The sequence below is a fragment of the Roseateles aquae genome, from assembly GCF_032337115.1.
In the GTDB taxonomy this organism is placed as follows: Bacteria; Pseudomonadota; Gammaproteobacteria; order Burkholderiales; family Burkholderiaceae_C; genus Roseateles_C; species Roseateles_C aquae.
Map to the genome: position 1 here is coordinate 473,563 of NZ_JAVXZY010000001.1, position 26,607 is coordinate 500,169.

A 26,607-nucleotide genomic window follows, 5' to 3' on the forward strand; every position below is an offset into this window, starting at 1 on the left:
AGGACGACTGTCTCTTTATTGATGCAGACCTAGGAAGGTCGGCATGAGCCGGCTCATTCGTCAAGCGTTCGCGGCTTGAAATGACGCTGGTCATTGAACAGAAAGGTTTCGCTGAACTTCCACGGCTGGGGCAGCCGCGAAACATTGCCGAAAGGCGCTGCACGATGAACCGCATCGATGGCCATCTGCAGCGTCTCGGGCGCCTGACCGGGCTTGCGCAGCACATGGATGCGCGACACATGACCGTCAGCCTTCAGTTCGACCTCCAGCACGGGAATCGCCAGCAGGATGGGCGGCACGGTGCCCAGGTAGGTCTGGCCGGGATTGGCAGCCACCAGGCGCTCGGCCGCCTGCCGACGCAACTCCGCATGCGTGCGGACTGGCCTCGGCGGTGGCAATCCGGCGGCAGCCGAGCCAGGCCGAGCGGGGGCCGTCTTGTCGGGGCCGCCGCCTTGCGCCGTCTGGCGTGATGGCGGTGCGTTCTCGGCAGTGCTGCTTGGCTTGCTCGCTTCCGGTTGAACCGTGCCGCGAGGTGAATTGCCGCACGCCGACATCAGCAGGCACATCAGGCTCAGCAGCAGCCCGGATCGCGTTGTCGGGAAGCATGAGCCGGTCTCAGCGGCGCGGCCAGTTTCAGTGCAAGACACGATAGATCTCCTCAGCCAGTTCGCGTGAAATGCCTTTGACACTGGCGATGTCCTCCACACTCGCGGCGGCCACGCCGCGCACGCCGCCAAAGCGCTGCAAGAGCTGCGCACGCTTCTTCGGTCCGATGCCCGGCACATCCTCCAAGCGCGAGCCACCGGTGCGCACCGAGGCGCGCTTGGCGCGCATGCCGGTGATGGCAAAGCGATGCGCCTCGTCACGGATCTGCGCAATCAACATCAGTGCCGCCGAATCGCGCCCCAGATAGACCTTGGGTCGGCCATCGGCAAAGACCAGCTCCTCCAAACCCACCTTGCGGCCCTCGCCCTTCTCAACGCCGGCGATCAGGGACAGATCCAAGCCCAGTTCTTCGAAGACCTCGCGCGCCATCGACACCTGGCCCTTGCCGCCATCGACCAGCACCAGATCCGGCATCCTCGCCGTACCGAGCACAACGCCCTCGGCGATCTTGGCATAGCGGCGGGTCAGCACCTGGCGCATCGCCGCATAGTCGTCGCCGCCTGTGATGCCCTCAATGTTGTAGCGCCGGTACTGGCTGCTCTGCATCTGATGCCCTTCGAAAACCACGCACGAGGCCTGGGTTGCCTCACCCGCGGTATGGCTGATGTCGAAACATTCGATGCGAAAGGCCTCGGCGTCGGCCACCGACAGATCCAGCGCCTCCAGCAAGGCCAGCGTGCGCGCCTGCTGCGAACCCTCCTGCGCCAGCAGCCGCGCCAGCGACAGTTCCGCGCCTTTGACGCACATCTCCTGCCAGATGCGGCGCTGCCCGCGCGGCTGGGCCTGTGTCGTCACCTTGTAGCCGGCCTGTTCGCTGAGCGCGTCGGACAGCCCGCTGTCGACCGGCTCGCTGAGCACCAGCAACGGCGGCACAAAGGCATCCAGGTAGTGCTGGGCAATGAAGGCCTCAAGCACCTGGCGCTCAACGCGGCGCTGCTCGACACCAGCGTCAGGGCTCGCGTCGCCTGCAGCAGCATCCTGCTCGGCGGGCGCCGGCGACAGCTCTTCGTCATCCTCCAGCAGCAGCGCCGTCGCTTCTTCAACATGCTTGGGAAAGTAGGCCCGATCACCGAGATGACGGCCGCCGCGGACCATCGCCAGGTTCACACAGGCGCGCCCGCCCTGCACCTTGACGGCCAGGATGTCGACGTCGCGATCGCGGCCGGTGGCGCTGTTCTCGTCCATGGTCTGCTGCTGCAAGACCTTGGACAGCGCAGTGATCTGGTTGCGCACCTCGGCCGCCAACTCGAACTTCAGCGCATCGGCATAGCTCATCATCTGAGCCTGCAAGCCCTGCATCACCTCTTCGGTTTCTCCCAGCAAGAAGCGTTCGGCATTGCGCACGTCCCGCGCGTAGGCCTCACCCTGGCCCTCAGGCACACAGGGGCCGGAGCAGCGACGGATCTGATAGAGCAGGCAAGGTCGGCTGCGATTGGCAAACACCGTGTCTTCGCAGGTACGCAGCCGGAACACTTTTTGCAGCAGCTGTATCGACTCCTTGACCGCCCAGGCGCTCGGAAACGGCCCGAAGTAGCGGTGTCGCCGATCGACGGCACCGCGGTAGTAGCTGATGCGCGGGAACTCGTGGCCGCTCAGGCGCAGATAGGGGTAGCTCTTGTCATCGCGGAACAGGATGTTGAACTTCGGATCCAGCGCCTTGATCAGATTGTTCTCAAGCAGCAGGGCCTCGGCCTCGGTCCGCACCACGGTGGTTTCCAGGCGCGCGATCCGCGCCACCATCATGCCAATGCGCGTGCCGCCGTGGTTCTTCTGGAAGTAGCTGGAAACGCGCTTCTTCAGGTTCTTGGCCTTGCCCACATAGAGCACCTGATCCTGAGCATCGAAATAGCGGTACACGCCCGGCAGCCCCGGCAAGGCCGCCACCTCCAGCAACAGCGCTTCGCGACGGTCGACCGCCGCGCGCTCGACCTCGGCCACGCGCGCCTGCTCGGCCGCCTCATCCGCCTGACGTTGCGCCGCCCAGGCCTTGATCTGCGCCTCACCGGGCGACGGCTGATCCGCGGTCCCAGCTTCGCCAGCTACCGGCGGCGCTGCGTTTTCATCACTCATGGGGCGGCATTGTGCCGCCGATAATGCGCGCCATGATGGCGCACGACTGGGACCTGTTCTGCCGGGTGATTGACAACTTCGGCGATGTCGGCGTGTGCTGGCGTCTGGCCCGCGACCTGGCGCGGCGCGGTCAGCGCGTGCGCCTGTGGATCGATGACGCCCGTGCACTGAGCTGGATGGCCGGTTCGGAGCGCGTCGAGGGGGTCAGCGTGCTGGACTGGCAGGAAGCCGCCACCTCTTTCCGGCCCGGTCGCGTGGTGATCGAAGCCTTTGGCTGCGAATTGCCCGCGGCGGTGCTCAGCGCCATGGCCTTGGCGTCGCACCCGCCACTCTGGCTGAACCTTGAGTACCTGAGCGCGGAGTCCTATGTCGAGCGCAGCCACGGCCTTCAATCGCCGCAGTTCAGTGGCCCGGCCGCCGGGCTGGACAAGCGCTTCTTCTACCCCGGTTTCAGCCGCCGCACCGGCGGCCTGCTGCGCGAGCCAGATTTGCTGCAGCGCCAGGCCAACTTCGACGCAGCAGCCTGGTTGGCTGCGCATGGCTGCTCAGCTCAGCCGGGCGAACGCATCGTCAGCCTGTTCTGCTATGACAATCCCGCCCTGCTCGGCTTGATCGAGCAGCTGGGCCAGGTGAGGACATTGCTGCTGGTCTGCCCTGGGCCGGCGGCGCGCGCCATTGCTGACACTGGTTTCCGTGAACGCATGAGCGCCAGCGCACGATCGAATCTCCGCATCATCAGCCTGCCCTTCCTTGATCAGCTGGACTTCGACCACCTGCTCTGGGCGTCCGATCTGAATTTTGTTCGTGGCGAGGATTCTTTTGTTCGTGCCCAATGGGCGGCCAAGCCCATGGTCTGGCAGATCTACCCACAGGATGATGGCGCTCATGGCCCCAAGCTGCAGGCCTTTTTGCAGCTGTGGCTGCAGGACGCCGACGACGAATTGCGCGCCGACTATCAACGGCTCTGGCTGAGCTGGAATGGGCTGATGGAATTCGTCGATGTGGCGCTTCCCGACATGGATTCGGCCCAAATGCACGCACTGCATTGGCGTGCGCAATTGGCAGCGCAGCAGGACTTGTGCAGCCAAATCCTCGGCCTGCTGGGCGAAACCAGCTAGAATCCGGGGTTTTGCCGCGACACTTGGGGCCAGGCATGGTCGGACTGATGGAAACACGGGCGCAGCTTTCTGCACCTCATCAGCCGGGCAAAGCGATGCATGGACCATGGATGCGCGAGCCGTGATGGCCGGGACCTCTCAAGATTGAGCCTCTTGCGCCCTCACCCCGATTACCGCCTCCCAACCTTGTAACCACTATGAAGATCGCTCAGGAAATCCGCGCTGGCAACGTGATCATGCACGGCAAAGACCCCATGGTCGTGCTGAAGACCGAATACAGCCGTGGCGGCCGCAATGCAGCCACCGTGCGCATGAAGCTGAAGAGCCTGCTGAACAACTCGGGCACCGAAGTCGTCTTCAAGGCCGACGACAAGATGGACCAGATCATTCTGGACAAGAAGGAGTGCACCTACTCCTACTTCGCCGATCCGATGTATGTGTTCATGGACACTGAGTACAACCAGTACGAAGTCGAAGCCGAGAACATGGGCGACGCCATCCAGTATCTGGAAGACGGCATGGCCGCCGAAGTCGTGTTCTACGACGGCAAGGCGATCTCGGTTGAACTGCCGACCTCGCTGGTTCGTGAAGTCACCTGGACCGAACCCGCCGTCAAGGGCGACACCTCGGGCAAGGTGCTGAAGCCTGCCAAGATCTCCACCGGCTTCGAAATTCCAGTGCCTATCTTCGTTGCCCAAGGCGACAAGATCGAAATCGACACCCGCACCCACGAGTACCGCAAGCGCGTCTGAGCCTCGCCTCGACGCATGCCACAAAGGCGCCTCCGGGCGCCTTTTTTCATGGCCGCACCGCTGTGCCGTGGCACGAACAAAAGCATCAGACGAAAAAAATCCCCGCCGCGGCGGGGATTTCCTGGAGCAAGCGCGAGGGCTTACTTGTTGCGGGTGCCAACCACTTCGATTTCAACGCGGCGGTTCTTGGCACGGCCTTCGGCGGTCTTGTTGTCGGCCACAGGCTGCTTCTCGCCCTTGCCTTCGGTGTAGACGCGGTTCTTTTCCAGACCCAGCGACACCAGATAGGCCTTCACGGCTTCGGAGCGACGCACCGACAGCTTCTGGTTGTACTCATCAGAGCCAACGCTGTCGGTGTGACCGACGGCGATGATGACTTCCAGATTGATGCCCTTGGTCTTGCCGGCCAGATCGTCCAGCTTGGCCTTGGCTTCGGGCTTCAGCACAGCCTTGTCGAAGTCAAAGAAGGCGTCAGCAGCGAAGGTCACCTTCTCGCTGACCGGAGCGGGAGGCACCGGAGCAGGCTTCGGAGCGGGGGCCGGAGCGGGGGCCGGAGCAGGCGCCGGAGCGGGAGCCTCAACCTTCGGGGCCGGCTTCAGCGCGCCGTCGCAATCCTTGGCGGCGGTGGCAGGCGTCCAGTTGGCATCGCGCCAGCAGTACTCATTGCTACCGTTCTTCCAAACGGTGCCGTCAGTCGCACGCCAGTTGTCAACGGTCTGGGCGAATGCGCCAGACGATGCCAAGGCAGCGACTGCGAAGAGCGACGCCACGCGGTTCAATTTCTTCATGTTTATCCTCTCAAGCAAAGCCGCAGTTGCCCTGCGAAAAGTCCAGAACTGGAGTTGCCTAGAAACCTCCCGAAGGCACAAGACCATCGGGTTTATCCTAGGGACTCGGCGATTGTGCCATAGGCCTTGATGCCGCTTTCATTGTGGCGCCCGCCTATGAACATCTGCCCCGCGATGTTGCGCGAGAGCTACATGCCGCGCCACTTACAATCACCGATTCTGTCTCTCTAGACGTCGGCCCATCCCCCCGGAAAAAGCCGCTCACCGCGCATGACACAGTTCGCCAAAGAAACCTTGCCCATCAGCCTTGAGGAGGAGATGCGCCGCTCCTATCTCGATTACGCGATGAGCGTGATCGTGGGCCGCGCCCTGCCCGACGCCCGCGACGGCCTGAAGCCGGTGCATCGGCGGGTGCTGTTCGCGATGCATGAGCTGAACAACGACTGGAACCGTGCCTACAAGAAGTCCGCTCGCATCGTCGGCGATGTGATCGGTAAATACCACCCGCACGGTGACAGCGCGGTCTATGACACCATCGTCCGACTGGCGCAGGATTTCTCGCTGCGCCATATGCTGATCGATGGCCAGGGCAATTTCGGCTCGATCGACGGCGATAACGCCGCGGCGATGCGTTATACCGAAATCCGCCTCGACAAAATTGCCCACGAAATGCTGGCCGATATCGACAAGGAAACTGTCGACTTTGGCCCGAACTACGACGGTTCGGAAAAAGAGCCGCTGGTATTGCCGACGCGCCTGCCGAATTTGCTGGTCAATGGTTCGGCCGGTATCGCGGTCGGTATGGCCACCAATATCCCGCCACACAACCTCAATGAAGTCGTCGACGCCTGCCTGCATGCGCTGAAGAGTCCGGAGTGCTCCATCGATGAACTGATGGAAATCATCCCGGCCCCCGACTTCCCCACCGCCGGCATCATCTACGGCTTGAACGGCGTGCGCGAAGGCTACCGCACCGGCCGCGGCAAGGTGGTCATGCGCGCCAAGGTCCACTTCGAGGACATCGACCGCGGCCAGCGCCAAGCCATCATCGTTGACGAGATCCCCTACCAGGTCAACAAGAAGACGCTGCTGGAGCGCATTGCCGAACTGGTGCACGAAAAGAAGATCGAGGGCATCAGTCACATCCAGGACGAGTCCGACAAGTCCGGCATGCGCGTGGTCATTGAATTGAAGCGCGGCGAAGTCCCCGAGGTCGTGCTGAACAATCTGTACAAGCAGACCCAGCTGCAGGACACCTTCGGCATCAATATGGTGGCGCTGATCGATGGTCAGCCCAAGCTGTGCAATCTGAAAGACCTGATCACGGTCTTCCTGGAACACCGCCGCGAGGTCGTCACCCGCCGCACCGTGTTCGAGCTGCGCAAGGCCCGTGAACGCGGCCATGTGCTGGAAGGCCTGGCCGTGGCGCTGGCCAATATCGACGAATTCATCGAGACCATCAAGACCTCGCCGACCCCGCCGGTCGCCAAGGCTGCGCTGATGGCCAAGAGCTGGGACTCCTCGCTGGTGCGCGAGATGCTCAGCCGCGCCGAGGAAGCCACGCCGGGCGGTCGCAGCGCCTTCCGCCCCGAGGGGCTGGCACCTGAATTCGGCATGCAGGCCGACGGCCTCTACCGCCTGACCGAAGATCAGGCCAGCGAAATCCTGCAGATGCGTCTGCAGCGCCTGACCGGCCTGGAGCAGGACAAGATCGTCGGCGAGTACAAGGACGTGATGTCGCAGATCGCCGATCTGCTGGACATCCTGGCCACGCCGGCCCGCGTCACCGCCATCATCAGCGAAGAGCTGATCCAGGTGCGCCAGGAATTCGGCCAGACCAAGCTCGGCGCACGCCGCAGCGTGATCGAGCACAACGCGCAGGAACTCGGCACCGAAGACCTGATCACCCCGACCGATATGGTGGTCACGCTCTCGCACACCGGCTACATCAAGAGCCAGGCTCTCTCCGAATACCGGGCGCAAAAGCGCGGCGGCCGCGGCAAGCAAGCGACGCAGACCAAGGACGACGACTGGGTCGACCAGCTCTTCATCGCCAACACGCACGACTGGATTCTGTGCTTCAGCAACCGCGGCCGTGTCTACTGGCTGAAGGTCTGGGAAGTGCCGCAGGGCTCGCGCAACTCGCGCGGCAAGCCCATCGTCAATATGTTCCCGCTGCAGGCTGAGGAAAAGATTACCGTGGTGCTGCCGCTAACCGGCGAATTCCGCAGCTTCCCGGAAGATCATTTCATCTTCATGGCCACGGCCATGGGCACGGTGAAGAAGACCTCGCTGAAGGACTTCAGCAACCCGCGCAAGGCCGGCATCATCGCCGTTGATCTGGATGAGGGCGATCACCTGATCGGCGCCGCGCTGACCGATGGCAAACACGATGTGATGCTGTTCAGCGATGGTGGCAAGGCCGTGCGCTTCGACGAAGACGATGTGCGCCCGATGGGCCGCACTGCGCGTGGCGTGCGCGGCATGATGCTCGAGCCCGAGCAGCGCCTGATCGCCATGTTGGTGGCCGAGGACGAATCGCAGAGCGTGCTGACCGCCACCGAGAACGGCTACGGCAAGCGAACCTCGATCATCGAGTACACCCGCCACGGCCGTGGCACCAAGGGCATGATCGCGATCCAGCAGAGCGAGCGCAATGGCCGCGTCGTGGCCGCCACGCTGGTGCGCGCCGAAGACGAGATCATGCTGATCACCGACAAGGGTGTGCTGGTGCGCACCCGCGTCTCTGAAATCCGCGAGCTCGGCCGCGCCACGCAAGGGGTGACCCTGATCGCGTTGGACGATGGTGCCAAGCTCTCGGGCCTGCAGCGCATCGTCGAAAACGATGCCAACGACAACCCCGCCGAAGCCGGCACCGAAGGCGATGCTGAGGGCAGCAGCGACCTGAACCAAGATCCAACCAAGGAATAAGCGTGAACGCCACACCTCTGAAGTCTGTCAAGCTGTTCGTCGCTGCCGCTGCGCTGGTTTGCGCCGGTCAGGTGCTCGCGCAATCCAGCACGACCTCGCCCGCCAAGAAGGAACTGATCACCAAGCTGCTGACCATGCAGCAAGCCGGCATTGAAACGCTGGCGCGCACGGTGCTGCAGGCGCCAGTCGGCCAGCTGATGCAGGGTGCCTCCAGTGCCGTGCGCCAGATGCCGGCCGAGAAGCGCGAAGCCGCCGCCAAGGCCATCGAAGCCGATGTGAAGAAGTTCGTTGATGACAATGGCCCCTTCATTCGCGACCGCGCCGTCAAGCTGGCACCGAGCACCGTGGGCGCCATCCTCGATGAGCGTTTCAGCGAAGACGAGCTGCGCCAGCTGCTGGCCTGGCTGGAGTCGCCGACCAGCAAGAAGTTCAACCAGGTCAGCAATGACATGCAAAAGGCGTTGACCGACAAGCTGCTGGCCGAGATCGGCCCGACGCTGGACACACGTTTCAGCACCCTGCAGCAGAGCGTGGCCAAGACGCTCGGCGTGAGCGTTCCGCCGGCCGGCGCTGCCTCTGGCGCCAAGCCCGCAGCCGCGAAGAAGTAAGCGCGGCGCACGCGGCGGCGGGCCTGGCGCTCGACCGCCGCTTGCTCGTGCCATCGCCCTGCCGGCACGCTGTGCCGGCCCTGATCAGAAGCTCGTCCGCCATGTCCACCCGTCCGTTCAATTTCTCCGCCGGCCCCGCAGCACTTCCCGAGGAGGTGCTGCAACAGGCAGCGGCGGAGATGCTGGACTGGCAGGGCTCGGGCATGAGCGTGATGGAGATGAGCCATCGCGGCGCCGAATTCATCTCGATTGCCGAGGCGGCGGAGGCGGATCTGCGCGAGCTGCTGCAAGTGCCGCCTGAGTTCCACATCCTCTTCATGCAGGGCGGCGGTTTGGCCGAAAACGCCATCGTGCCGATGAATCTGGCCGGCCGCAGCGGCAAGGTCGATGTCGTTGTCACCGGCTCGTGGTCGAAGAAAAGCGCCGCTGAAGCGCGGCGTTATGCCGATGTGCAGCTGGCCGCCGACAGTGCGCCCTACCTCAGCCTGCCCGATCCCGCTGGCTGGCAACTGCGTGCCGATGCCGATTACGTCCATCTGTGCAGCAACGAGACGATTGACGGTGTCGAGTTCCAGCAACTGCCCGAACTGCGCCAGCTCGGCAGCAGGGCCCCGCTGGTGGTCGACCTGTCGTCCCATGTGCTGTCGCGGCCCGTGGATTGGTCGCGCATCGGCCTGGCCTTTGGCGGCGCGCAGAAGAACATCGGCCCGGCCGGCCTGACCCTGGTCTTCGTGCGTGAGGACTTGCTCAATCAGGCGCAGGCGATCTGCCCGACGGCCTTCAACTACAAGACGGTGGCTGAAGCCCGCTCGATGTACAACACGCCGCCCACCTACGGCATCTACATCGCCGGCCTGGTCTTCCAGTGGCTGAAGCGCTTCGGCTACGCCGGCAAGACCGGCCTGGCGGCCATCGAGCAGCGCAATATCGACAAGGCCAGCCTGCTCTACGCGGCGCTGGATCAGTCCAAGCTGTTTGAAAACCGCGTCGCGGCCCCGGCCCGGTCGCGGATGAATGTCCCCTTCTATCTGCGCGGCGCGTACGACACGCCGCAGCTCAACAAGGCCTTCCTGGACGGAGCCCGGGAACACCGACTGCTGCAACTCAAAGGCCACAAGTCCGTGGGCGGCATGCGTGCATCGATCTACAACGCCATGCCACTGGAAGGCGTGCAAGCGCTGGTGGCGTACTTGAAAGACTTTGAAGCAAGCCATGGCTGAGCAAGCGCCCTCCTCCCCTGACACCTCCAGCGCGCCAACGCCGCCGCTGCCCCTTGCCGACCCCGCGCTGCTGGCGCTGCGCAATCAGATCGACGCGCTGGACCAGCAGCTGCTGGACCTGTTGAACCGCCGTGCCCATGTGGCCGAGCAGGTTGGCGAGATCAAGCGCCGTGAAGGCACGCCCTTCTTCCGTCCCGACCGCGTGGCCCAGGTGATCGACAAGATCAAGGCCGCCAACCCTGGGCCGCTCAAGGGCGAGCATGTGGCCGCCATCTGGCGCGAGATCATGTCGGCCTGCCTGGCGCTGGAGTCGCCGCAACGCGTTGCCGTGCTCGGCCCCGTCGGCACTTTCTGCGAGCAGGCGGCGATCGAGTACTTCGGTGGCGCCGCCGATCTGATCTATTGCAGCAGCTTTGACGAGGTCTTCCACGCCACCGCCAGCGGCAGCGCGCAGTATGGCGTGGTCGGTGTTGAGAACATGACCGAAGGCGTGGTGACGCGCTCGCTGGACCTGTTCCTGCACACGCCCACCCATGTGGTCGGCGAGGTCAGCCTGCTGATCCGCCACAACCTGATGCGCCAGCAGAATTCGTTGGAAGGCATTCAGGCGGTGCTGGCCCATCCGCAGGCGCTGGCGCAGTGCCAGAACTGGCTGAACAAGCATCTGCCCGACGCCGAGCGGCGTGCCGTCTCCAGCAATGCCGAAGGCGCCCGCCTGGCCGCCGCCAACCCGGCCTATGCAGCGATCGCCAGCGAACGCGCCGCCACGCTGTTCGGCCTGCACATCGTTGCCCATGCGGTGCAGGACGAGGCCTACAACCGCACCCGCTTTGCCGTCATCTGCCTGCCGCAGACGATGGCCACGCCGCCCTTGACCGGGCGCGACTGCACCAGCCTGATCGTCTCCGTGCCCAACCGGCCCGGCGCCATGCATGATCTGCTGGTACCGTTGAAGACCCATGGTGTGTCGATGACGCGGCTGGAATCCCGCCCGGCACGTACTGGTCAATGGGAGTACTACTTCTATATCGATCTCGACGGCCATCCCTCGCAGCCCCATGTGGCCGCGGCCCTGGCCGAATTGCGCGAGCTGTGTGCCTTCTACAAGGTGATCGGCTCCTACCCCTTGAAAGCCTGAGTGAGCATGTTCAACCAGCTAGGTGTGATCGGCTGTGGACTGATGGGTGGCTCCTTTGCGCTGGCCTTGAAGAAGGCCGGCCTGGTCAAGCGCGTGGTCGGCTACAGCAAGTCACCATCGACCACCGAGCAGGCCAAACGCCTGGGCGTCATTGATACCGCGGCCGAGTCTGCCCTGCTGGCCGTGTCTGGTTCGGACATCGTGCTCCTGGCGATGCCGGTAGCGGCCACCGAGGCGACGCTGAAAGCGATCCGGCACCTGATCGACCCCAAGGTGCTGCTGATGGATGTGGGCTCAACCAAAGCCGATGTCGTCGATGCCGCACGCCGGGTGCTGGGCAAGCAGTTGGGCGTCTTCGTGCCGGCGCACCCGATTGCCGGCAAGGAAAGTGCCGGCGTCCAGCACGCCGAGGCGACCCTCTACCATGGTCGTCAGGTGATCCTGACGCCACTGCCCGAAACCGACGCCACACAGCTGCAAAAGGCCACCGATGTCTGGTCGGCCCTGGGTTGCCAGGTGCTGAAGATGACGCCGCAGAACCATGACGCCGCCTTTGCCGCCGTCAGCCATTTGCCGCATCTGCTGGCCTTTGCCTATTTCTCGGCCGTGGCCAACCAGCCCTCCGGCCGCGACTTCCTGACCCTGGCCGGCCCCGGCTTTCGTGATTTCACCCGCATCGCCGCCAGCGACCCCACCGTCTGGCGAGACATCCTGCTGGCCAACAAGGCCGAGGTGATGGCGCAATCCAAGCGCTTTCGTGATGTCCTGGATCTGCTCGAACAAGTGATGCAGAGCGACGATGCCCAGGCACTGGAGACCCTGCTGCGCCAGGCCTCCGAGGGCCGTGCCCAATGGCAGATGGGCGTGGCGCGGCCGCGCTGAGGCGCTCGCCCACCGTCGCCCACCACTGCCAGCCATCGCCCGTCTTAGCGAAATTCTTTTCCCATGTTCAAGATTCCCTTCCTCGACATCCCCCCGCTGCAGCGAGCCGCCGGCACGGTTCGCCTGCCCGGTTCCAAGAGCATTTCCAACCGCGTGCTGCTGCTCGCCGGCCTGAGCGAAGGCCAGACCGCTGTTCACGACCTGCTGGACTCCGACGACACCCGCGTGATGCTGGCCTCGCTGCGCGAGCTTGGCTGCCAGCTGGAGCAGCGCGAGGACGGCGTGCTGCTGGTCACTGGCATCGGCGCCCAGCTCAAGGGCAGTTGCGCCAAGCTCTTCCTCGGCAATGCCGGCACGGCGATGCGGCCGCTGACCGCGGCGCTGGCCCTGCTCGCCGCCACCCAGGGCGGCGAGTTCGAGCTGAGCGGCGTGCCGCGCATGCATGAGCGGCCGATCGGCGATCTGGTCGACGCGCTGCGCGCGCTCGGCTGCCAGATCGAGTGCCTGGGCAATGAAGGCTATCCGCCGCTGCGTCTGTCCGGGCCCAGCGCGCTGAAGCTGAACGAGCCGGTGCGGGTGCGCGGCGATGTGTCCAGCCAGTTCCTCACCGCCCTGCTGCTGGCACTGCCGCTGGTGAGTGCACAGCCGGTCGTTGTTGAGGTTGTCGGCGAGCTGATCTCCAAGCCCTATGTGCACATCACCTTGGAACTGCTGGCCCGCTTCGGCATCCAGGTGCAGCGCGAAGGCTGGCAGCGCTTCACCATACCGGCCGGCAGCCGCTACCGCTCACCGGGTGCCGTCCACGTCGAGGGTGATGCCTCCTCAGCCTCGTATTTCATCGCGCTCGGCGCGCTGGCCGCCATCGAGCAGCCGCTGCGCATCGAGGGCGTTGGCAGTGCCTCGTTGCAGGGGGATGTACGCTTCGCCGAGGCGGCCAGCGCGATGGGCGCGCGGATCGAGGCTGGCCCCAACTGGCTGGCCGTGCAGCGCGGCGCCTGGCCGCTGAAGGCCATCGACCTCGACTGCAATCACATCCCCGACGCCGCGATGACGCTGGCGGTGATGGCTCTTTATGCTGATGGCCCCAGCACGCTGCGCAATATCGCCAGCTGGCGGGTCAAGGAAACCGACCGCATTGCCGCGATGGCCACCGAGCTGAAGAAGCTCGGCGCCCAGGTCGAGGAAGGGCCAGACTGGCTGCGCGTCCATCCGCTGCGCCTCTGGCAATCGGCCAGCATCCACACCTATGACGACCACCGCGTGGCGATGTGCTTCTCGCTGGCCGCCTTCCATGGCCTCTTGGGCAAGGAATTGGTCGGGCCCAGGGTCACCGTGCGCATCGAGGATCCGAACTGCGTCGCCAAGACCTTTCCGGACTACTTCGAGACCCTGTTCGAGGTCGTCAGCGCCGATCCCGCCGATGTGCCGGTGATCACCATCGACGGCCCGACCGCCTCCGGCAAGGGCACGCTGGCCGACGAGGTGGCGCATGAGCTGGGCTACTGGATCCTGGACTCCGGCGCGCTCTATCGCGCCACCGGACTGGCCGCCAGCCGTGCTGGCATCGATCTGGATGATGCGCAGGCCGTCGCCGCCGTGGCCCGAGGCCTGGATCTGCACTTCCGCAAGGGCCGCGCCACGCTGGCCGGCGAGGACGTGACCGAGGCGCTGCGCGCCGAAGCCACCGGGCTGATGGCCTCACAGGTGGCCGCGCACCAGCCGGTACGCGATGCCTTGCAGCAGCTGCAGCTCGACTTCCGCCGCGCGCCGGGCCTGGTGGCTGATGGGCGCGATATGGGCACGGCCATCTTCCCCGATGCCGGGCTGAAGGTGTTTCTCACGGCCAGCGCCGCCACACGCGCCGAGCGCCGCCATAAGCAATTGATTTCCAAGGGGATTTCGGCTAGCATAGAAGGCTTGCGTGCTGATTTGGAGGCGCGCGATGCGCGCGACAAATCGCGCAGCGCATCGCCACTGAAGCCAGCCGCAGACGCGCTCAGTCTCGACAACTCGGCGCAGACCATCGAGGAATCTCGTGATCTGCTGCTGCGCTGGTGGGCCGAGCGTGGGCCGTTTTCGGTTCAGCGTTGAACCCCTGACGACCAGGCTTTCGCAAGAAAGCCAAACCGGGCCCGCTGCCCGTTTCCCTGCTCAATGAAGCCCGCCACGCCTTTGTGGCCCGCTGCTGTTGAACACGACGGTTGGCGATGTCTATAACCTAACCCGCAAGATTTCTTGCACACACCGCCGCTTTGCAAACGCCTTGCCGAGCGACTCAGGAATTTTCATGTCCCAAACCCAAAACGCCTTCGGCGGTGAATCTTTCGCCGCCATGTTCGAAGAATCGCTGCAGCGCGCCGACATGCGCTCCGGCGAAGTCATTTCGGCCGAAGTGGTCCGGATTGACTACAACTTCGTGGTTGTCAACGCTGGCCTCAAGTCTGAAGCCTACGTGCCCATCGAAGAATTCAAGAACGACCAAGGCGAACTCGAAGTCAACGTCGGCGACTTCGTCTCGGTGGCCATCGATGCAATCGAAAACGGCTACGGCGACACCATCCTGTCGCGCGACAAGGCCAAGCGTCTGGCCTCGTGGCTGTCGCTGGAAACCGCTCTGGAGTCTGGCGACTTCGTGACCGGTACCGTGTCCGGCAAGGTCAAGGGCGGCCTGACCGTCCTGGTCAACGGCATCCGCGCCTTCCTGCCCGGTTCGCTGCTCGACACCCGCCCGGTGAAGGACATGAGCCCCTACGAGGGCAAGACCATGGAGTTCAAGGTCATCAAGCTGGACCGCAAGCGCAACAACGTCGTGTTGTCGCGCCGCGCTGTGGTCGAGGCTTCGATGGGCGAAGAACGCGCCAAGCTGCTGGAAACCCTGTCCGAAGGCGCCATCGTCAACGGCGTGGTCAAGAACATCACCGAATACGGTGCGTTCGTGGACCTGGGCGGCATCGACGGCCTGCTGCACATCACCGACATGGCATGGCGCCGTGTCCGTCACCCGAGCGAAGTGGTCACTGTCGGCCAGGAACTGACCGCCAAGGTCCTGAAGTTCGACGCCGAGAAGAACCGCGTCTCGCTGGGCCTGAAGCAGCTGGGCGACGATCCCTGGTTCGGTGTGGCTCGCCGCTACCCCGCCAACACCCGCCTGTTCGGCAAGGTCACCAACATCGCTGACTACGGCGCATTCGTTGAGATCGAACCCGGCATCGAAGGCCTGGTGCACGTCTCCGAAATGGACTGGACCAACAAGAACGTTGCTCCTTCCAAGGTGGTCTCGCTGGGCGACGAAGTCGAAGTCATGGTCCTGGAGATCGACGAAGACAAGCGTCGCATTTCGCTGGGCATGAAGCAGTGCCGTGCCAACCCGTGGGAAGAGTTCGCCGAGAACGTCAAGCGCGGCGACCGCGTCAAGGGCCCCGTCAAGTCGATCACTGACTTCGGCGTGTTCGTTGGCCTGGCTCAAGGCATCGACGGTCTGGTGCACCTGTCCGACCTGTCCTGGCAAGAAACTGGCGAAGCTGCCGTGCGCAACTTCAAGAAGGGTCAGGAAGTCGAAGCCATCGTTCTGGCCGTGGACGTCGAGCGCGAGCGCATCTCGCTGGGCATCAAGCAGCTGGACAGCGACCCGTTCACCACCTACACCTCGGTCAATGACCGCGGCATGACGGTGACCGGCAAGGTCAAGACGGTCGACGCCCGTGGCGCCGAGATCGAACTGGCTGACGACGTGCTGGGCTATCTGCGCGCTTCGGAAATCTCCCGCGATCGCGTGGAAGACGCCCGCAATGTGCTGAAGGAAGGCGACGAAGTGACGGCCCTGATCGTCAACATCGATCGCAAGACCCGCAACATCCAGCTGTCGATCAAGGCCAAGGACAACGTTGACCAGCAAGAAGCGATGCAGCGTCTGTCGGCCACGTCCGAGCGTGAAAACGCCGGCACGACCAGCCTGGGCGCCCTGCTGCGCGCCAAGCTGGACAACCAAAACGGCGGTTAAACCCCTGTTCCACTGAGCCCGGGGCTGGGTTAGCCTGGGCCCGGTCGGTGACTCCAGACAGGCTCGTCACTCATTCCGAGGACGAGCCTGTTTTCATCTTCCCTCCCCCTTCAAGAATTCCATCGTCATGACCCGTTCCGATCTCGTCGCACATCTGGCCGAACGCTTCAGCCAGCTCACGCAACGCGACACCGAGTTCGCCGTCAAGACGATTCTGGACGCGATGTCTGAAGCGCTGGCCCGCGGCCACCGCATCGAGATCCGCGGCTTTGGCAGCTTCTCGATCAACCGCCGCCCGCCCCGCATGGGCCGCAATCCGCGCAGCGGCGAGCAGGTGCTGATTCCCGAAAAGCTGGTGCCCCATTTCAAGCCGGGCAAGGCCTTGCGCGAAGCCGTCGACGCGCACCTGCCGGTGGCTGACGACGCTGCAGAGCACAAGCAACAGTTCTGAGTCGCAAACACGGCTGCGAGCCCCTGCGCCAGCAGTCGGGGCCACTAGAATCGCTGCCAAATGCGCCTCTTCGTCTGGCTCTTTCGAGCCTTCCTCTTTTTCGCCCTCTTCGCCTTCGCGCTGAACAACAGCCAGGAGGTGGTGATCCACTGGTTCTTCGGCCACACCTGGCGCACGCCGCTGGTGATCGTGGTGCTGCTGACCTTCGGCCTAGGCTGCGCATTCGGCGTGCTGGCCATGGTGCCCGCCTGGTGGCGCCACAAGCGCGCTGCCGCGCGCCAGCAAAACCCCGTCGCCACGCCGGCCGAGAGCACGCTGGGTGCCGGGGTGCGCGATGGACTTTGACCTGCGCTGGATACTGATCGCGCTGCCGCTGGCCTTTGCCTTTGGCTGGCTGGCCTCCAAGCTGGACACCCGACAATGGAAGCGCGAACAGCGTGATGCCCCCAAGGCCTATTTCAAGGGGCTCAACCTGCTCTTGAACGAGCAGCAGGACAAGGCCATCGACGCCTTCATCGAGGCCGTACAGGCCGACCCTGACACCTCCGAACTGCACTTCGCGCTGGGCAATCTGTTCCGCCGACGCGGCGAGTACGAGCGCGCCGTGCGCGTCCACCAGCACCTGCTGCAGCGGGGCGATTTGCCACGCGCCGAGCGCGAACGCGCCCAGCATGCGTTGGCGCAGGACTTCTACAAGGCCGGCCTGTTCGACCGCGCCGAAGACGCCTTCGCCGCGCTGCGCGGCACCGCCTTCGAGCATGAAGCCGAGCTGGCCCTGCTCTCGCTCTACGAGCGCTCGCGCGAGTGGCGCAAGGCCGCCGAGGTGGCTCGCCATCTGGAGCAAGGCGGCAGCGCCTCGTTTGCGTCGCGCATTGCCCACTATCTGTGCGAGCAGGCGCTGGAGGCGCAGGCGCGCGGCCAGGATGCCGAGGCTCAGCAACTGCTGGCCGAGGCCCGCAAAGCCGCCCCCCAGGCCGCTCGCGCCCATGTGCTGGCCGGCCAGATGCTGGCCCGGCGTGAACAGCACCAGCAGGCCATGGCGGCCTATGCCGAGCTGCTCGCAGCCAATCCGGAAGCCTTCAGCCTGATCGCCGGCGACTATGCCGCGGCCGCCCTGGCCTGCAACAGCGCCGAAGCCCAGCAGCAGGCGCTGCAAACCCTGCAAGCCCAGTACCAGCGCACACCGGGCATGCACCTGCTCAACGCAATTGCGCGGCTGGAGCCGGCGGCCGCGGCACAGCGCGAGCGACTGCTCGAACATCTGCGTCAGGAGCCCAGCCTGTCGGCAGCGCGCCTTCTGCTGGCGCAGGGCAATGCCCAACTCAGCGGCGAAGAAGCACCGCTGGTCAATGCCGCGCTGGACAAGGCGGTACGGCCGCTGCAGCGTTACCGCTGCGCCGCCTGCGGCTTCGAAGCCCAGCACTATTTCTGGCAATGCCCCGGCTGCCTGAACTGGGACACCTATCCGCCACGGCATGTGGAAGAGCAATGACCCACCCCCGAGGCGCTGCGCGCCACTCCCTCAAGGGGCCGGGCACGACGGACCGGCAATGCCTGATCGACGTTCCCCACTGGGTAGAACCAACGCCATTGGCTGACTGAGATGCGACACATTCTTTGCATGAAATGGGGCACCAAATACGGGCCCGAGTACGTCAACCGTCTGTATGCGATGGTGCGGCGCCATCTGAAGGGTGAGTTCAGCTTTGTCTGCCTGACCGATCGCAGCGAAGGCATTCGCCCCGAGGTGCGTTGCCTGCCGATTCCGGAACTGAAGCTGCCGGCCGGTATCCCCGAACGTGGCTGGACCAAGCTGACCACCTTTGAGGCCGATCTGCACGGACTGAAGGGCACGGCACTATTCCTCGACCTTGACGTCGTCATCGTCGACGACATCACGCCCTTCTTCGAGGTCCCTGGTGAGTTCCTGATCATCCACGACTGGAAGCGCCCCTGGCGCATCACCGGCAACTCCTCGGTCTACCGCTTCGAACTCGGCGCCCATGCCGATGTGCTGGCCAAGTTCCGGGTCGAGCACGAGGCCATCCGGTCCAAGTTCCGCAATGAGCAGGCCTACCTGTCCGACGAGATCCATCAGCAGGGCAAGCTGCAGTACTGGGACGCCAGCTGGTGTGCAAGCTACAAGTACCACTGCATCCCCAGCTGGCCGAGCAGCTACTGGCGCGATCCCATCATTCCCAAGGGCGCGCGCATCCTGATCTTCCACGGCGTGATGAACCCGCCCGACGCACTGGCTGGCCGTGACAACGGCAACTGGCGCCATGCGCGCCCGGCACGCTGGATTGCCGATCACTGGCGGGAGTAAACCGGTGCGCCAATTCCGATGATGTCCCTGCACCCAGTCCTGAGCGCGGCCCTGATTGTTCTGGCCCTGCTACTCGTTGTCGTGCTGGCCGAGGTTTTGCAAGTGCTGCTCGCTGCCGTGCCGCACAAGCCCAAGACCGTCGTGGTGGCGCCCGAGACCGCTGCACCCGAACCCCTCGCGACGATTCCAAGAATCATTTGGGCCTATTGGCACGAAACGCCTGCGCCAGATTTCATTCAGCGCTGCAAGGCCAACTGGCAACAACTGGCGCCACAGCACGAGGTTCGCCTTTTGCACAAAGCCAATATCCGAGACTGGATCGATGTCGGGCCCTACGAAGCCACCTTGCAGAGCTTGCCCCACTATCGACAGGCTGACTGGCTGCGCCTGCAATTGCTGGCCCGTCATGGCGGTTTCTGGATCGACGCCTCGACCATGCTGTGTGAAAGCCTGGAGTGGGCACATCTGTTGCAGCAGCAGAGCCAGGTCGAATTTGTAGGCTTCTATATTGACCGCTTCAGCAGCCGCGCGGACCAGCCGATTGTTGAGAACTGGTTCATGGCTGCGCCGCCACACAGCCGTTTTGTCCGTGACCTGGCCGAAGAATTTGGGTATGCAATGGGCCTGGGGGAAGCGGCCTATCTTCAGGTACTGCGCGACCAAGGCAAGCTGGAGCGCGTGGTGCAGCGCCTCGGTCCCGACGATCAGCGCTATCTGATCATGCATGTGGCAGCCGCTGTGATCCTGGACCAAGCGCCTTCACTCTATCGACTGGCACTGCTGCGCGCGGAGGACTCGGCACTGGGTTTTCACGCTGCGCTGCGCTGGCGCAAGCGCCATCTGATGGCGCGACTGGCCCTGAGCCCCTGCCCGAGACGCCTACCGGTGCTGATCAAGCTGCGTGGCGGCGATCGCCGCGTCATCGAGCGCGCCTGGGAACGTGGGTGGGTCTACCGCGGCAGTGTGCTGGCTCGATTGCTGGGCATGCCGCGGCCACGCCCATGAGCGCCCCCTGGCTGAGCATCATCCTGCCGGTGTACGGCGTGGAGTCCTATGTGCTGGACTGCGCCGAATCCATACTGGCCCAGGCCGACAACGGCGTGGAACTGATCTTTGTCGACGACGCCTCACCCGATGGCTCGGCGGCGCTGATCGAGACGCTGCAAGCGCGCCACCCGCGGCTGCAGCTGCTGCGCCACGAACGCAATCTGGGCCTCAGCGGCGCGCGCAATACCGGCCTCTCGGCCGCCAGCGGCGATTACGTCTGGTGCATAGACCCGGACGATCTGCTTGAGCCGGGCACACTGCCACGACTGCGCCAGTTGCTGGCGCAGCAGCGCCCCGATTTGCTGACCTGTGACTTCCGCAGCTTCGACGACGGCGGCAGCACCGAGAGCCGCCCACGCTACGCCCATATCCAGACCTTCACTGCGCCACGGCCCGCCTACGCCGAGCCACGCGAGCAGTTGCTCGGGGGACTGTTTGCGGCCGGGCAATTTCACGCCTGGACCAAGATCGTCCGGCGTGCGGCCTGGCCCGACACGCTGCGCTTTCCGCTGGGGCGCGCCTTTGAGGACCTGTGCCTGGTGCCCCGGCTGGCCTTGCAGATGCACAGCCATCTGCATGTCGATGAGGTCTGGATCGCCTATCGCCAGCGGCCGGGCAGCATCTTGTCGACGCTGAATGCCTGCAAGCTCGACGACTGGATGGCCGCTTTGGTCGACTTCCCCGCCGATACAGCAGCGGCAGGACTTCAGCTCAGTGCGCGGGCGCGCTTTCAGATCGCCCATTTCTGCGCGCGCAGCTTTGTGCGCATCTGCAAGCGCCGCGCCAAGCTGAGCGAGGATGGCCTGCTCGATGCGCTGCGCCGCTATGGCCAGCAGTTCCGCGCCGGCTCACCGCTGGCGCCCCAGGCGCTGCTGCTTGCCTATCTGCGTCGTGGCCGCTGGCTGCGCGCGCTGCAACTCGCCTGGTGGCTGTTCAAAGCCCGGTGAGCAGGGCCTGATAGCGCAGGCGCATCAACTCCAGACCATGTTCCTGCAGCGCCCGCTGGCGCGCAGCACGTGCCAGCCGCTCGCCCAGGCCGGGCTCGCTGAACACGCGCTCCAGCGCATCGGCGAGCGCCACCGGATCACCCTCGGGCACCAGGATGCCGGTCACATCCTTTTCGATCACCTCGCTGACCCCAACCACGTCCGAGGCAATGCAGGCGCAGCCGGCCGCCATGCCCTCGACCAGCGCCAGCGGCATGCCCTCGTAATGGGTGGACAGCACACAGACCGCCTGCGACATCAGCAGCTGGGGCATTTCGCCATGGTGGCCGAGAAAGCGCACCTGCGGTTCCAGTCCGAGCTGTTTGACCAGCGCCTCGGCGGCACGCCGGTAGCCCTCCTTGCCCGAACCGGCCAGCATCAAAGGCAGGCGCAGGCCGCGCTTGGCCAGCAGATCGACCGCGCGTATCAGCGTCAGATGGTCCTTCTGCCGCGCAAAGCGGGCCGACATCACGATGCCGGCCGTGCGCTGCTCGAAGGGATGCTCATCGGCCCGCGCAAAGCGGCTGAGGTCGATGCCATTGGGCACGGCCACGCATTTCTGCGCCGGAAAGCCCAGCTCGATCAGGCGGCCACGCACGCCCTCTGACACGCCGATCAGCAGCGCCGTGCGCTCGGCCAGCCAGCGCGCCTGCGCCAGCCGCCAGCGCGTGTAGCGCTCACGCGAGTTGTGTTCGATATGCACCAGAGTGCGCACACCCGCCAGCAGGCCCGCATAGCGCCCCCACAGATGCTCGCTGAAGCCGTGGGCCACCAGCTGGTCAGGCTGCAGCTGCCGGCAGAGCCGGAACAGCGCCCAGATCGTTGCCAGATGCGACCAGCCCGGCACCACGTAGACGGTGAGCCCCTTGTCGCGCAGCGCCTGCAGTCGCGCCTCGTCGGTATTGCGCTTGCGCCGCAGCACCAGGATGGCCTCCATGCCGCTGCCGGGCGCGCGCGCAGCGTGGCAGAGGTCGACCGCGACCTGGGTCGCACCGGAAAAACCGCCGGTGACGAAATGCATCACCCGCCGGGGGGCGCCCATGGTGCGGATGGCGCTGGCCGGCTGTTCTCTGCTGTCGTGCATGCGCGGCAGTATAGGGAGGGCGACAGGCGCCCGACCTGGCTTTCGCGGCGACAATGCAAGCATCTGTGATCGCCCCTGCCACACCCCCTCCACTTGGCCACCGCCCCTCGATGAGTTCAAGCCCCGATCTGCGCCAGAACGCCCGCCGTCTGATGGTTTTTGCGCGCCCGCAGCGCAACGGCCTGATCCTCACCCTGCTGGCCTATCTGGCTGCCGGCGTGACCGAGCCGCTGGTACCGCAGCTGCTCAAGACGGTGATGGACTCCGGCTTCAAATCGGCCGGCTCGTTCCCGATCTGGTGGGTGCCTGTCATTCTGATCGGCCTGTTCGCAATCCGCGGCTTCTTCAGCTTTCTCGGCCAGTACCTGCTGAACTGGGCAATCGCGCGCACGGTGCTGCGCATGCGCAGCGCCCTGCTCGAGGCGCTGTTGAAGGCGGATGCCAAGGTCTACACCTCGCTGCAGCCCGGCACCGCGGTGACCAAGATCGTCAACGACCCGCAGCAGATCATGAACCTGCTCGGCGGCTCGCTGATCACCTTGCTGCGCGACGGCCTGCCGGCGCTGTTCGTGCTCGGCTATCTGTTCCAGCTGAACTGGCAGCTGACCCTGCTCTCGCTGGCCATCACGCCGCTGATGGCCTATGCGGTCAAGCGCGTCAACAATCGGGTGCGCCGCATGGGCAGCTGGGCCTATGACGCGCAGCTGCGCATGGTCAATGCCGTGGACGACATCACCCGGGCCTGGCGTGTGGTGCGCAGCTTCGACGCCGCCGACCACGAGCGCGCCCGCTTTGGCGAGCGCTCCCTCGAAGTGCAGCGCAGCACGCTGAAGGCCGCCGCCGCCAACGCAATGACCCAGCCGCTGTCGCAGCTGATCGCCAGCGTTGGCCTGTCACTGATTCTGTGCCTGGCCCTGCTGCAGGCGCGTCAGGATGCAGCCACCGTCGGAGACTTCGTTGCCTTCATCACCGCGCTCTTGCTGCTGATGTCGCGGGTGCGCCATCTCAGCGAAGTCGCGCAACCCATCACCAATGCGCTGGTGATGTCGCGCGGCTGCCTGGAATTGTTGGATGAACCAGCCGAGGCCGACCGCGGCCATGAGGTGCTGCAGAGCTGCCAGGGCGATCTGCAACTGCGCCAGGTGACGCTGCACTACCCCGGCGCTGCCCAGGCCGCGCTGCGCCAGCTCGACCTGCACATCGCCGCGGGCAAGACGACCGCCCTGGTCGGCGCATCGGGCGCGGGCAAAAGCTCGGTGATTCACCTGCTGCTGGGCTTTGCCGAGCCGGACGCCGGCCAGATCCTGCTCGACGGCCACGACATCAACGCACTGACCCGCGCCAGCCTGCGCAAGCAGTTCGCCGTGGTCTCGCAGGACATCGTGCTGTTCGATGCCTCGGTGGCCGACAACATCGCCTACGCCCAGCCGCGCGACACTGCGCGCCTGGAGCAGGCCTTGCGCGCCGCTCATCTGTGGGACTTTGTGCAGAGCCTGCCTGAGGGCCTGGACACCCTGGTCGGCGCCAATGGCAGCAAGCTGTCCGGCGGCCAGCGCCAGCGTCTGGCGATTGCCCGGGCGCTGTACAAGGAGGCGCCGATCTGGGTCTTTGACGAAGCCACCTCGGCGCTGGACACCGAGAGCGAGCGCGCCGTCCAGCAGGCGCTGGAGCAATGGCAGGGCAAGAAGACGCTGATCCTGATCGCCCACCGTCTCTCCACCGTCCGCCAGGCCGATTGCATCCATGTGATGCGCGAGGGCCAGGTGATAGAGAGCGGTCGCCATGCCGAGCTGCTCGCTGCCGGTGGCACCTACGCCGGCATGGTGCAGGTCCAGCACTGAGGCGCGAGCCATGCAAAGGCGCCCGGCCCTGCTCGCGCTGCTGCTGACAGGGTCAGGTCTTGCCTGGCCGCAGGATGAGGTGCTGCTGGACGTCAACCGTGCCAGCCGCGCGCAGCTGGAGTCGCTCGATGGCCTGGGGCCGGTGATGGTGGAGCGGCTGCTGGCAGCTCGCCAGCGCGCGCCGTTTGCCGATTGGGCCGATCTGCGCCGCCGTGTCGCCGGCATCGGCCCGGCGCTGGCCAGGCGGCTGTCCCAGCAGGGGCTGCGCGTGGGCACGCAGCCCTTTGCGGCTGACCTCCAGCCCGTCAGACCAGCGGACTAAAGAGCACTCAGCCCGTCACACGGGCGATCGAAAAGCCGTCCCAACCCTTCTCACCTACCGTCTGCAACGCCGTGGCCTCCAGGCGCGGGTCGGTCGACATGCGGTCGATGAACTGGCGCACGCCGATGACATTGGCGTCCGGGCTCTCAGGGTCGACCACCGCACCGCCACGGACGACGTTGTCGCCGATGATGATGGAACCCGGGCGGGCCAGCTTCAAGGCCCAGTCCAGGTAGAGCGGATTGTTGGGTTTGTCGGCGTCAATGAAGAACAGGTCGAAGGGGGCCTGCAGCGTCGGCAGCACATCGGCCGCGCTGCCGATGCGCAGCTCGATCAGGCTGTCGACGCCAGCGGCCACGAAATTGCGGCGCGCCACCTCGGCGTAGTCGGCATTGCGCTCCAGTGTGACGATCTTGCCGCCGGCCGGCAACGCACGCGCCATCCAGATCGTGCTGTAGCCGCCCAGGGTGCCGATCTCCAGCACCCGTTTGGCCTGGCTAATGCCGACCAGCAGGGCCAGGAACTTGCCCTGCACCGCCGACACCTCGTGCTGCGGCAGGCCAGCCGCGCTGCTACGGCCCAGCGCCTCCTGCAGCTGAGGATCGACCGGCGCCAGGCGCTCGGAAAAATAGGCATCAACGGCGGCCCAGCGGGGCACATCGGCATTTGGGTAGTCGGGGCTTCTCATCGCGTAGGCGGCTCGGGTCTATGAACTTAGGTCCACCGATGCTAGCCAGCGCAAGGGCGCAGCGCATGTGCCAAAGGCGACGGTCGCAATGGCAGAGGGCGAAGCGCAACGCTGCAAGCGCCCTAGGCGGGCTGCGTCACCTTGCCCGCGTCGCCCGACGCCTCGGCCGCAAAGCCGGCCTGGCGCCGGCGCAGGCTGGCCCAATCGACCTTGGGCGGCTCGCTTGGCCAGCCGAAGAAGCGCTGCACATCGGCACGGCGCGCCAGCGTGTCGGACAGGCCCAAGGTGATCAGCTCGTTGGTGAACGAGGGCTCGAACAGCAGGTAGCTGGTCAGCGCGGAACCCGAGGCCCCCTTGCCCTCGCCCTGCACACCCACGCCGCGCAGCATGGCCCGCATCGCCGGCGGCAGGCTGCCCTGGTGCTCGGCAGCCATCTCGTCGAGCCGGCGGCTGGGCGCGATCACCAGCACGTCGATCGGCCGCAGCGGCGTGGCCGCCCGAGCTTCTGGCGTCAGCAAACCCAAGGTGTTATTGATGCGCTGCAGCCGCTCGACATCAACCGCCAGCGCATCCAGAAAGATGTTTGACAGCGCATGGCCGGCAATCTGCGCCATGCTCGGGTGTCCCTCGACCAGGGGTACACGTCGCCCTGGCGGCTCGTGCATGCGCCCGGCCCCTATCACCAGCACGCGTTCGGCACCCAGATGAACCGCCGGCGAAATCGGCGCACTTTGGCGCATCGAGCCATCGCCAAACCATTCCAGCTGGCCATCGAGGTCAAGCTGCTCGGCCGGGAAGATGAAGGGAATCGCCGAGGAGGCCAGCAGATGCTCGATCGACAGCTGGGCGCGTACCGAGATGCGCTGCGAGCGCAGCCAGGGCTCGATGTCCTTCAGCGTCTGATAGAAGGTCACGTGCTGGCCCGAGGTGTAGCTGGAACCGCTCAGCGCCAGCGCATCCATATGGCCTTGCTCGAGCATGCTTTGCAACCGCTCGATGCGCACCCAGCGCTTGAGCAGATGGCGCAGCGGCTCGTTGTCCAGCAGGCTGCGCGGTCGCGAACGCTTCCAGCGCGCCAGCGCCCAGCCCAGGCTCATCATCGTCATCCAGCGCGCGCCGGTACGTATCACGCCAAAGGCGTCTGCGGTATAGACCTGGTCGACGTGGATGTTCTGCCAGATGTGCATCAGCCCATCGACGGCAGCATCGAAATCATCGGCCTGGCAGGCCAGCGTCGAGGCATTGATGGCGCCCGCCGAGGTGCCGGCAATGACCGGGAAGGGATTGACGCCGCCGCTGCCGCCAACGCCGGCGTCGCGACGCAGCTGGGCGATCGCGGCCAACACACCGACCTGGTAGGCCGCACGCGCGCCGCCGCCGGTCAGGATCAGACCGGTGGTGGCTGGCTGTTGATGCGGGGCTGTGGGCATGTGGGGGCTGCTGGCGGGCTGGCGTGCCTGCAACGCCATTTCACCCGAGAGGTTCTGATCATCACTGAAACAGCGGCCGGGCAAAGTCAGAAAACAGCGACAGCGGCAGCCATTTCGCCGAGCGCCTCTCTCCCGCCGCTCACTCACCCAACCGCCACCCAAGGCCCACCCAGCCACGAGCCACGCCGGGAAAGCGCCTTTTTTCAGGGCATCAGGCGCCAACAGGGCGATTAGCCTTATCGGACGCTGGCCGAAATTC

General features: G+C 65.2%; 23 protein-coding genes. 17 read left to right on the top strand and 6 right to left on the bottom strand.

Annotation, left to right across the window (positions count from 1 at the left end; genetic code table 11):
- Nucleotides 1-53 precede the first annotated feature (53 nt).
- Together RQP53_RS02100 and uvrC are read right to left on the bottom strand one after the other, a co-directional pair.
- A complete protein-coding gene (locus RQP53_RS02100; protein WP_315648340.1) occupies nt 54-362 on the bottom strand; it encodes a hypothetical protein in 309 nt (102 codons plus the stop codon).
- Nucleotides 363-633: 271 nt separating this feature from the next.
- Nucleotides 634-2,736, bottom strand: coding sequence for an excinuclease ABC subunit UvrC (gene uvrC, locus RQP53_RS02105; protein ID WP_315648341.1), 2,103 nt, complete (start codon nt 2,734-2,736; stop codon nt 634-636).
- Nucleotides 2,737-2,768: 32 nt separating this feature from the next.
- On the opposite strand from uvrC, the gene earP reads away from it, so the two are divergent.
- Together earP and efp are read left to right on the top strand one after the other, a co-directional pair.
- On the top strand, nt 2,769-3,854 hold the full coding sequence (earP, locus tag RQP53_RS02110) for an elongation factor P maturation arginine rhamnosyltransferase EarP (RefSeq protein ID WP_315648342.1): 1,086 nt from the start codon (nt 2,769-2,771) through the stop codon (nt 3,852-3,854).
- Between the two features lie 197 nt (nt 3,855-4,051).
- Nucleotides 4,052-4,606 carry an elongation factor P gene (gene efp / locus RQP53_RS02115; RefSeq protein WP_315648343.1) on the top strand — a complete coding sequence of 185 codons (555 nt, stop codon included), beginning with the start codon at nt 4,052-4,054 and terminating at the stop codon, nt 4,604-4,606.
- Nucleotides 4,607-4,746: 140 nt separating this feature from the next.
- On the opposite strand, the gene ompA is transcribed toward efp, so the two are convergent.
- Nucleotides 4,747-5,394, bottom strand: a complete 648-nt coding sequence (gene ompA, locus RQP53_RS02120) for an outer membrane protein OmpA (RefSeq protein ID WP_315649181.1) — start codon at nt 5,392-5,394, stop codon at nt 4,747-4,749.
- 270 nt (nt 5,395-5,664) lie between these two features.
- On the opposite strand from ompA, the gene gyrA reads away from it, so the two are divergent.
- The 13 genes from gyrA (at nt 5,665) to RQP53_RS02185 (ending at nt 20,944) form a co-directional block, all read left to right on the top strand.
- Complete coding sequence (gyrA, locus tag RQP53_RS02125) at nt 5,665-8,325, top strand: DNA gyrase subunit A (protein WP_315648344.1); 2,661 nt, start codon at nt 5,665-5,667, stop codon at nt 8,323-8,325.
- A 2-nt stretch (nt 8,326-8,327) separates the two neighbouring features.
- A complete protein-coding gene (locus RQP53_RS02130) occupies nt 8,328-8,933 on the top strand; it encodes a DUF2059 domain-containing protein (protein WP_315648346.1) in 606 nt (201 codons plus the stop codon).
- Nucleotides 8,934-9,034: 101 nt separating this feature from the next.
- On the top strand, nt 9,035-10,153 hold the full coding sequence (serC, locus tag RQP53_RS02135; RefSeq protein WP_315648348.1) for a 3-phosphoserine/phosphohydroxythreonine transaminase: 1,119 nt from the start codon (nt 9,035-9,037) through the stop codon (nt 10,151-10,153).
- Complete coding sequence (gene pheA, locus RQP53_RS02140) at nt 10,146-11,291, top strand: prephenate dehydratase (RefSeq protein WP_315648349.1); 1,146 nt, start codon at nt 10,146-10,148, stop codon at nt 11,289-11,291. Before serC ends, pheA begins: the two co-directional genes overlap by 8 nt.
- Before the next feature lie 6 nt (nt 11,292-11,297).
- Nucleotides 11,298-12,173, top strand: coding sequence for a prephenate dehydrogenase (locus RQP53_RS02145; protein WP_315648350.1), 876 nt, complete (start codon nt 11,298-11,300; stop codon nt 12,171-12,173).
- Between the two features lie 63 nt (nt 12,174-12,236).
- Complete coding sequence (locus RQP53_RS02150) at nt 12,237-14,264, top strand: bifunctional 3-phosphoshikimate 1-carboxyvinyltransferase/cytidylate kinase (RefSeq protein WP_315648351.1); 2,028 nt, start codon at nt 12,237-12,239, stop codon at nt 14,262-14,264.
- 196 nt (nt 14,265-14,460) lie between these two features.
- Nucleotides 14,461-16,173, top strand: coding sequence for a 30S ribosomal protein S1 (gene rpsA, locus RQP53_RS02155; RefSeq protein WP_315648352.1), 1,713 nt, complete (start codon nt 14,461-14,463; stop codon nt 16,171-16,173).
- Between the two features lie 127 nt (nt 16,174-16,300).
- Nucleotides 16,301-16,624: an integration host factor subunit beta gene (locus RQP53_RS02160; RefSeq protein WP_315648353.1), complete on the top strand. Its 324-nt coding sequence runs from the start codon at nt 16,301-16,303 to the stop codon at nt 16,622-16,624.
- Nucleotides 16,625-16,684: 60 nt separating this feature from the next.
- The gene (locus tag RQP53_RS02165; protein ID WP_315648354.1) at nt 16,685-16,969 is read left to right on the top strand and encodes a LapA family protein; all 285 of its coding nucleotides are present in this window, start codon (nt 16,685-16,687) and stop codon (nt 16,967-16,969) included.
- Nucleotides 16,959-18,116: a lipopolysaccharide assembly protein LapB gene (gene lapB / locus RQP53_RS02170; RefSeq protein WP_315648355.1), complete on the top strand. Its 1,158-nt coding sequence runs from the start codon at nt 16,959-16,961 to the stop codon at nt 18,114-18,116. The genes RQP53_RS02165 and lapB overlap by 11 nt, the downstream gene beginning before the upstream one ends.
- Before the next feature lie 111 nt (nt 18,117-18,227).
- Nucleotides 18,228-18,950, top strand: coding sequence for a glycosyltransferase (locus RQP53_RS02175; protein ID WP_315648356.1), 723 nt, complete (start codon nt 18,228-18,230; stop codon nt 18,948-18,950).
- An 18-nt stretch (nt 18,951-18,968) separates the two neighbouring features.
- On the top strand, nt 18,969-19,955 hold the full coding sequence (locus RQP53_RS02180) for a glycosyltransferase family 32 protein (protein WP_315648357.1): 987 nt from the start codon (nt 18,969-18,971) through the stop codon (nt 19,953-19,955).
- Nucleotides 19,952-20,944 carry a glycosyltransferase family 2 protein gene (locus tag RQP53_RS02185; protein ID WP_315648358.1) on the top strand — a complete coding sequence of 331 codons (993 nt, stop codon included), beginning with the start codon at nt 19,952-19,954 and terminating at the stop codon, nt 20,942-20,944. The genes RQP53_RS02180 and RQP53_RS02185 overlap by 4 nt, the downstream gene beginning before the upstream one ends.
- On the opposite strand, the gene RQP53_RS02190 is transcribed toward RQP53_RS02185, so the two are convergent.
- Nucleotides 20,931-22,067 (bottom strand): glycosyltransferase, encoded by a 1,137-nt coding sequence (locus RQP53_RS02190; RefSeq protein ID WP_315648359.1) that lies wholly within the window; start codon nt 22,065-22,067, stop codon nt 20,931-20,933. The genes RQP53_RS02185 and RQP53_RS02190 overlap by 14 nt on opposite strands.
- Nucleotides 22,068-22,177: 110 nt before the next feature.
- Between RQP53_RS02190 and RQP53_RS02195 the strand changes: the two genes are divergently transcribed.
- Both RQP53_RS02195 and RQP53_RS02200 read left to right on the top strand, forming a co-directional pair.
- Nucleotides 22,178-23,908, top strand: a complete 1,731-nt coding sequence (locus RQP53_RS02195; RefSeq protein WP_315648361.1) for an ABC transporter ATP-binding protein — start codon at nt 22,178-22,180, stop codon at nt 23,906-23,908.
- A gap of 10 nt (nt 23,909-23,918) precedes the next feature.
- On the top strand, nt 23,919-24,230 hold the full coding sequence (locus RQP53_RS02200) for a ComEA family DNA-binding protein (protein WP_315648363.1): 312 nt from the start codon (nt 23,919-23,921) through the stop codon (nt 24,228-24,230).
- Between the two features lie 7 nt (nt 24,231-24,237).
- On the opposite strand, the gene RQP53_RS02205 is transcribed toward RQP53_RS02200, so the two are convergent.
- Nucleotides 24,238-24,918, bottom strand: coding sequence for an O-methyltransferase (locus tag RQP53_RS02205; RefSeq protein WP_315648365.1), 681 nt, complete (start codon nt 24,916-24,918; stop codon nt 24,238-24,240).
- A gap of 122 nt (nt 24,919-25,040) precedes the next feature.
- A complete protein-coding gene (locus RQP53_RS02210; RefSeq protein ID WP_315648367.1) occupies nt 25,041-26,348 on the bottom strand; it encodes a patatin-like phospholipase family protein in 1,308 nt (435 codons plus the stop codon).
- Between the last annotated feature and the right edge of the window lie 259 nt (nt 26,349-26,607).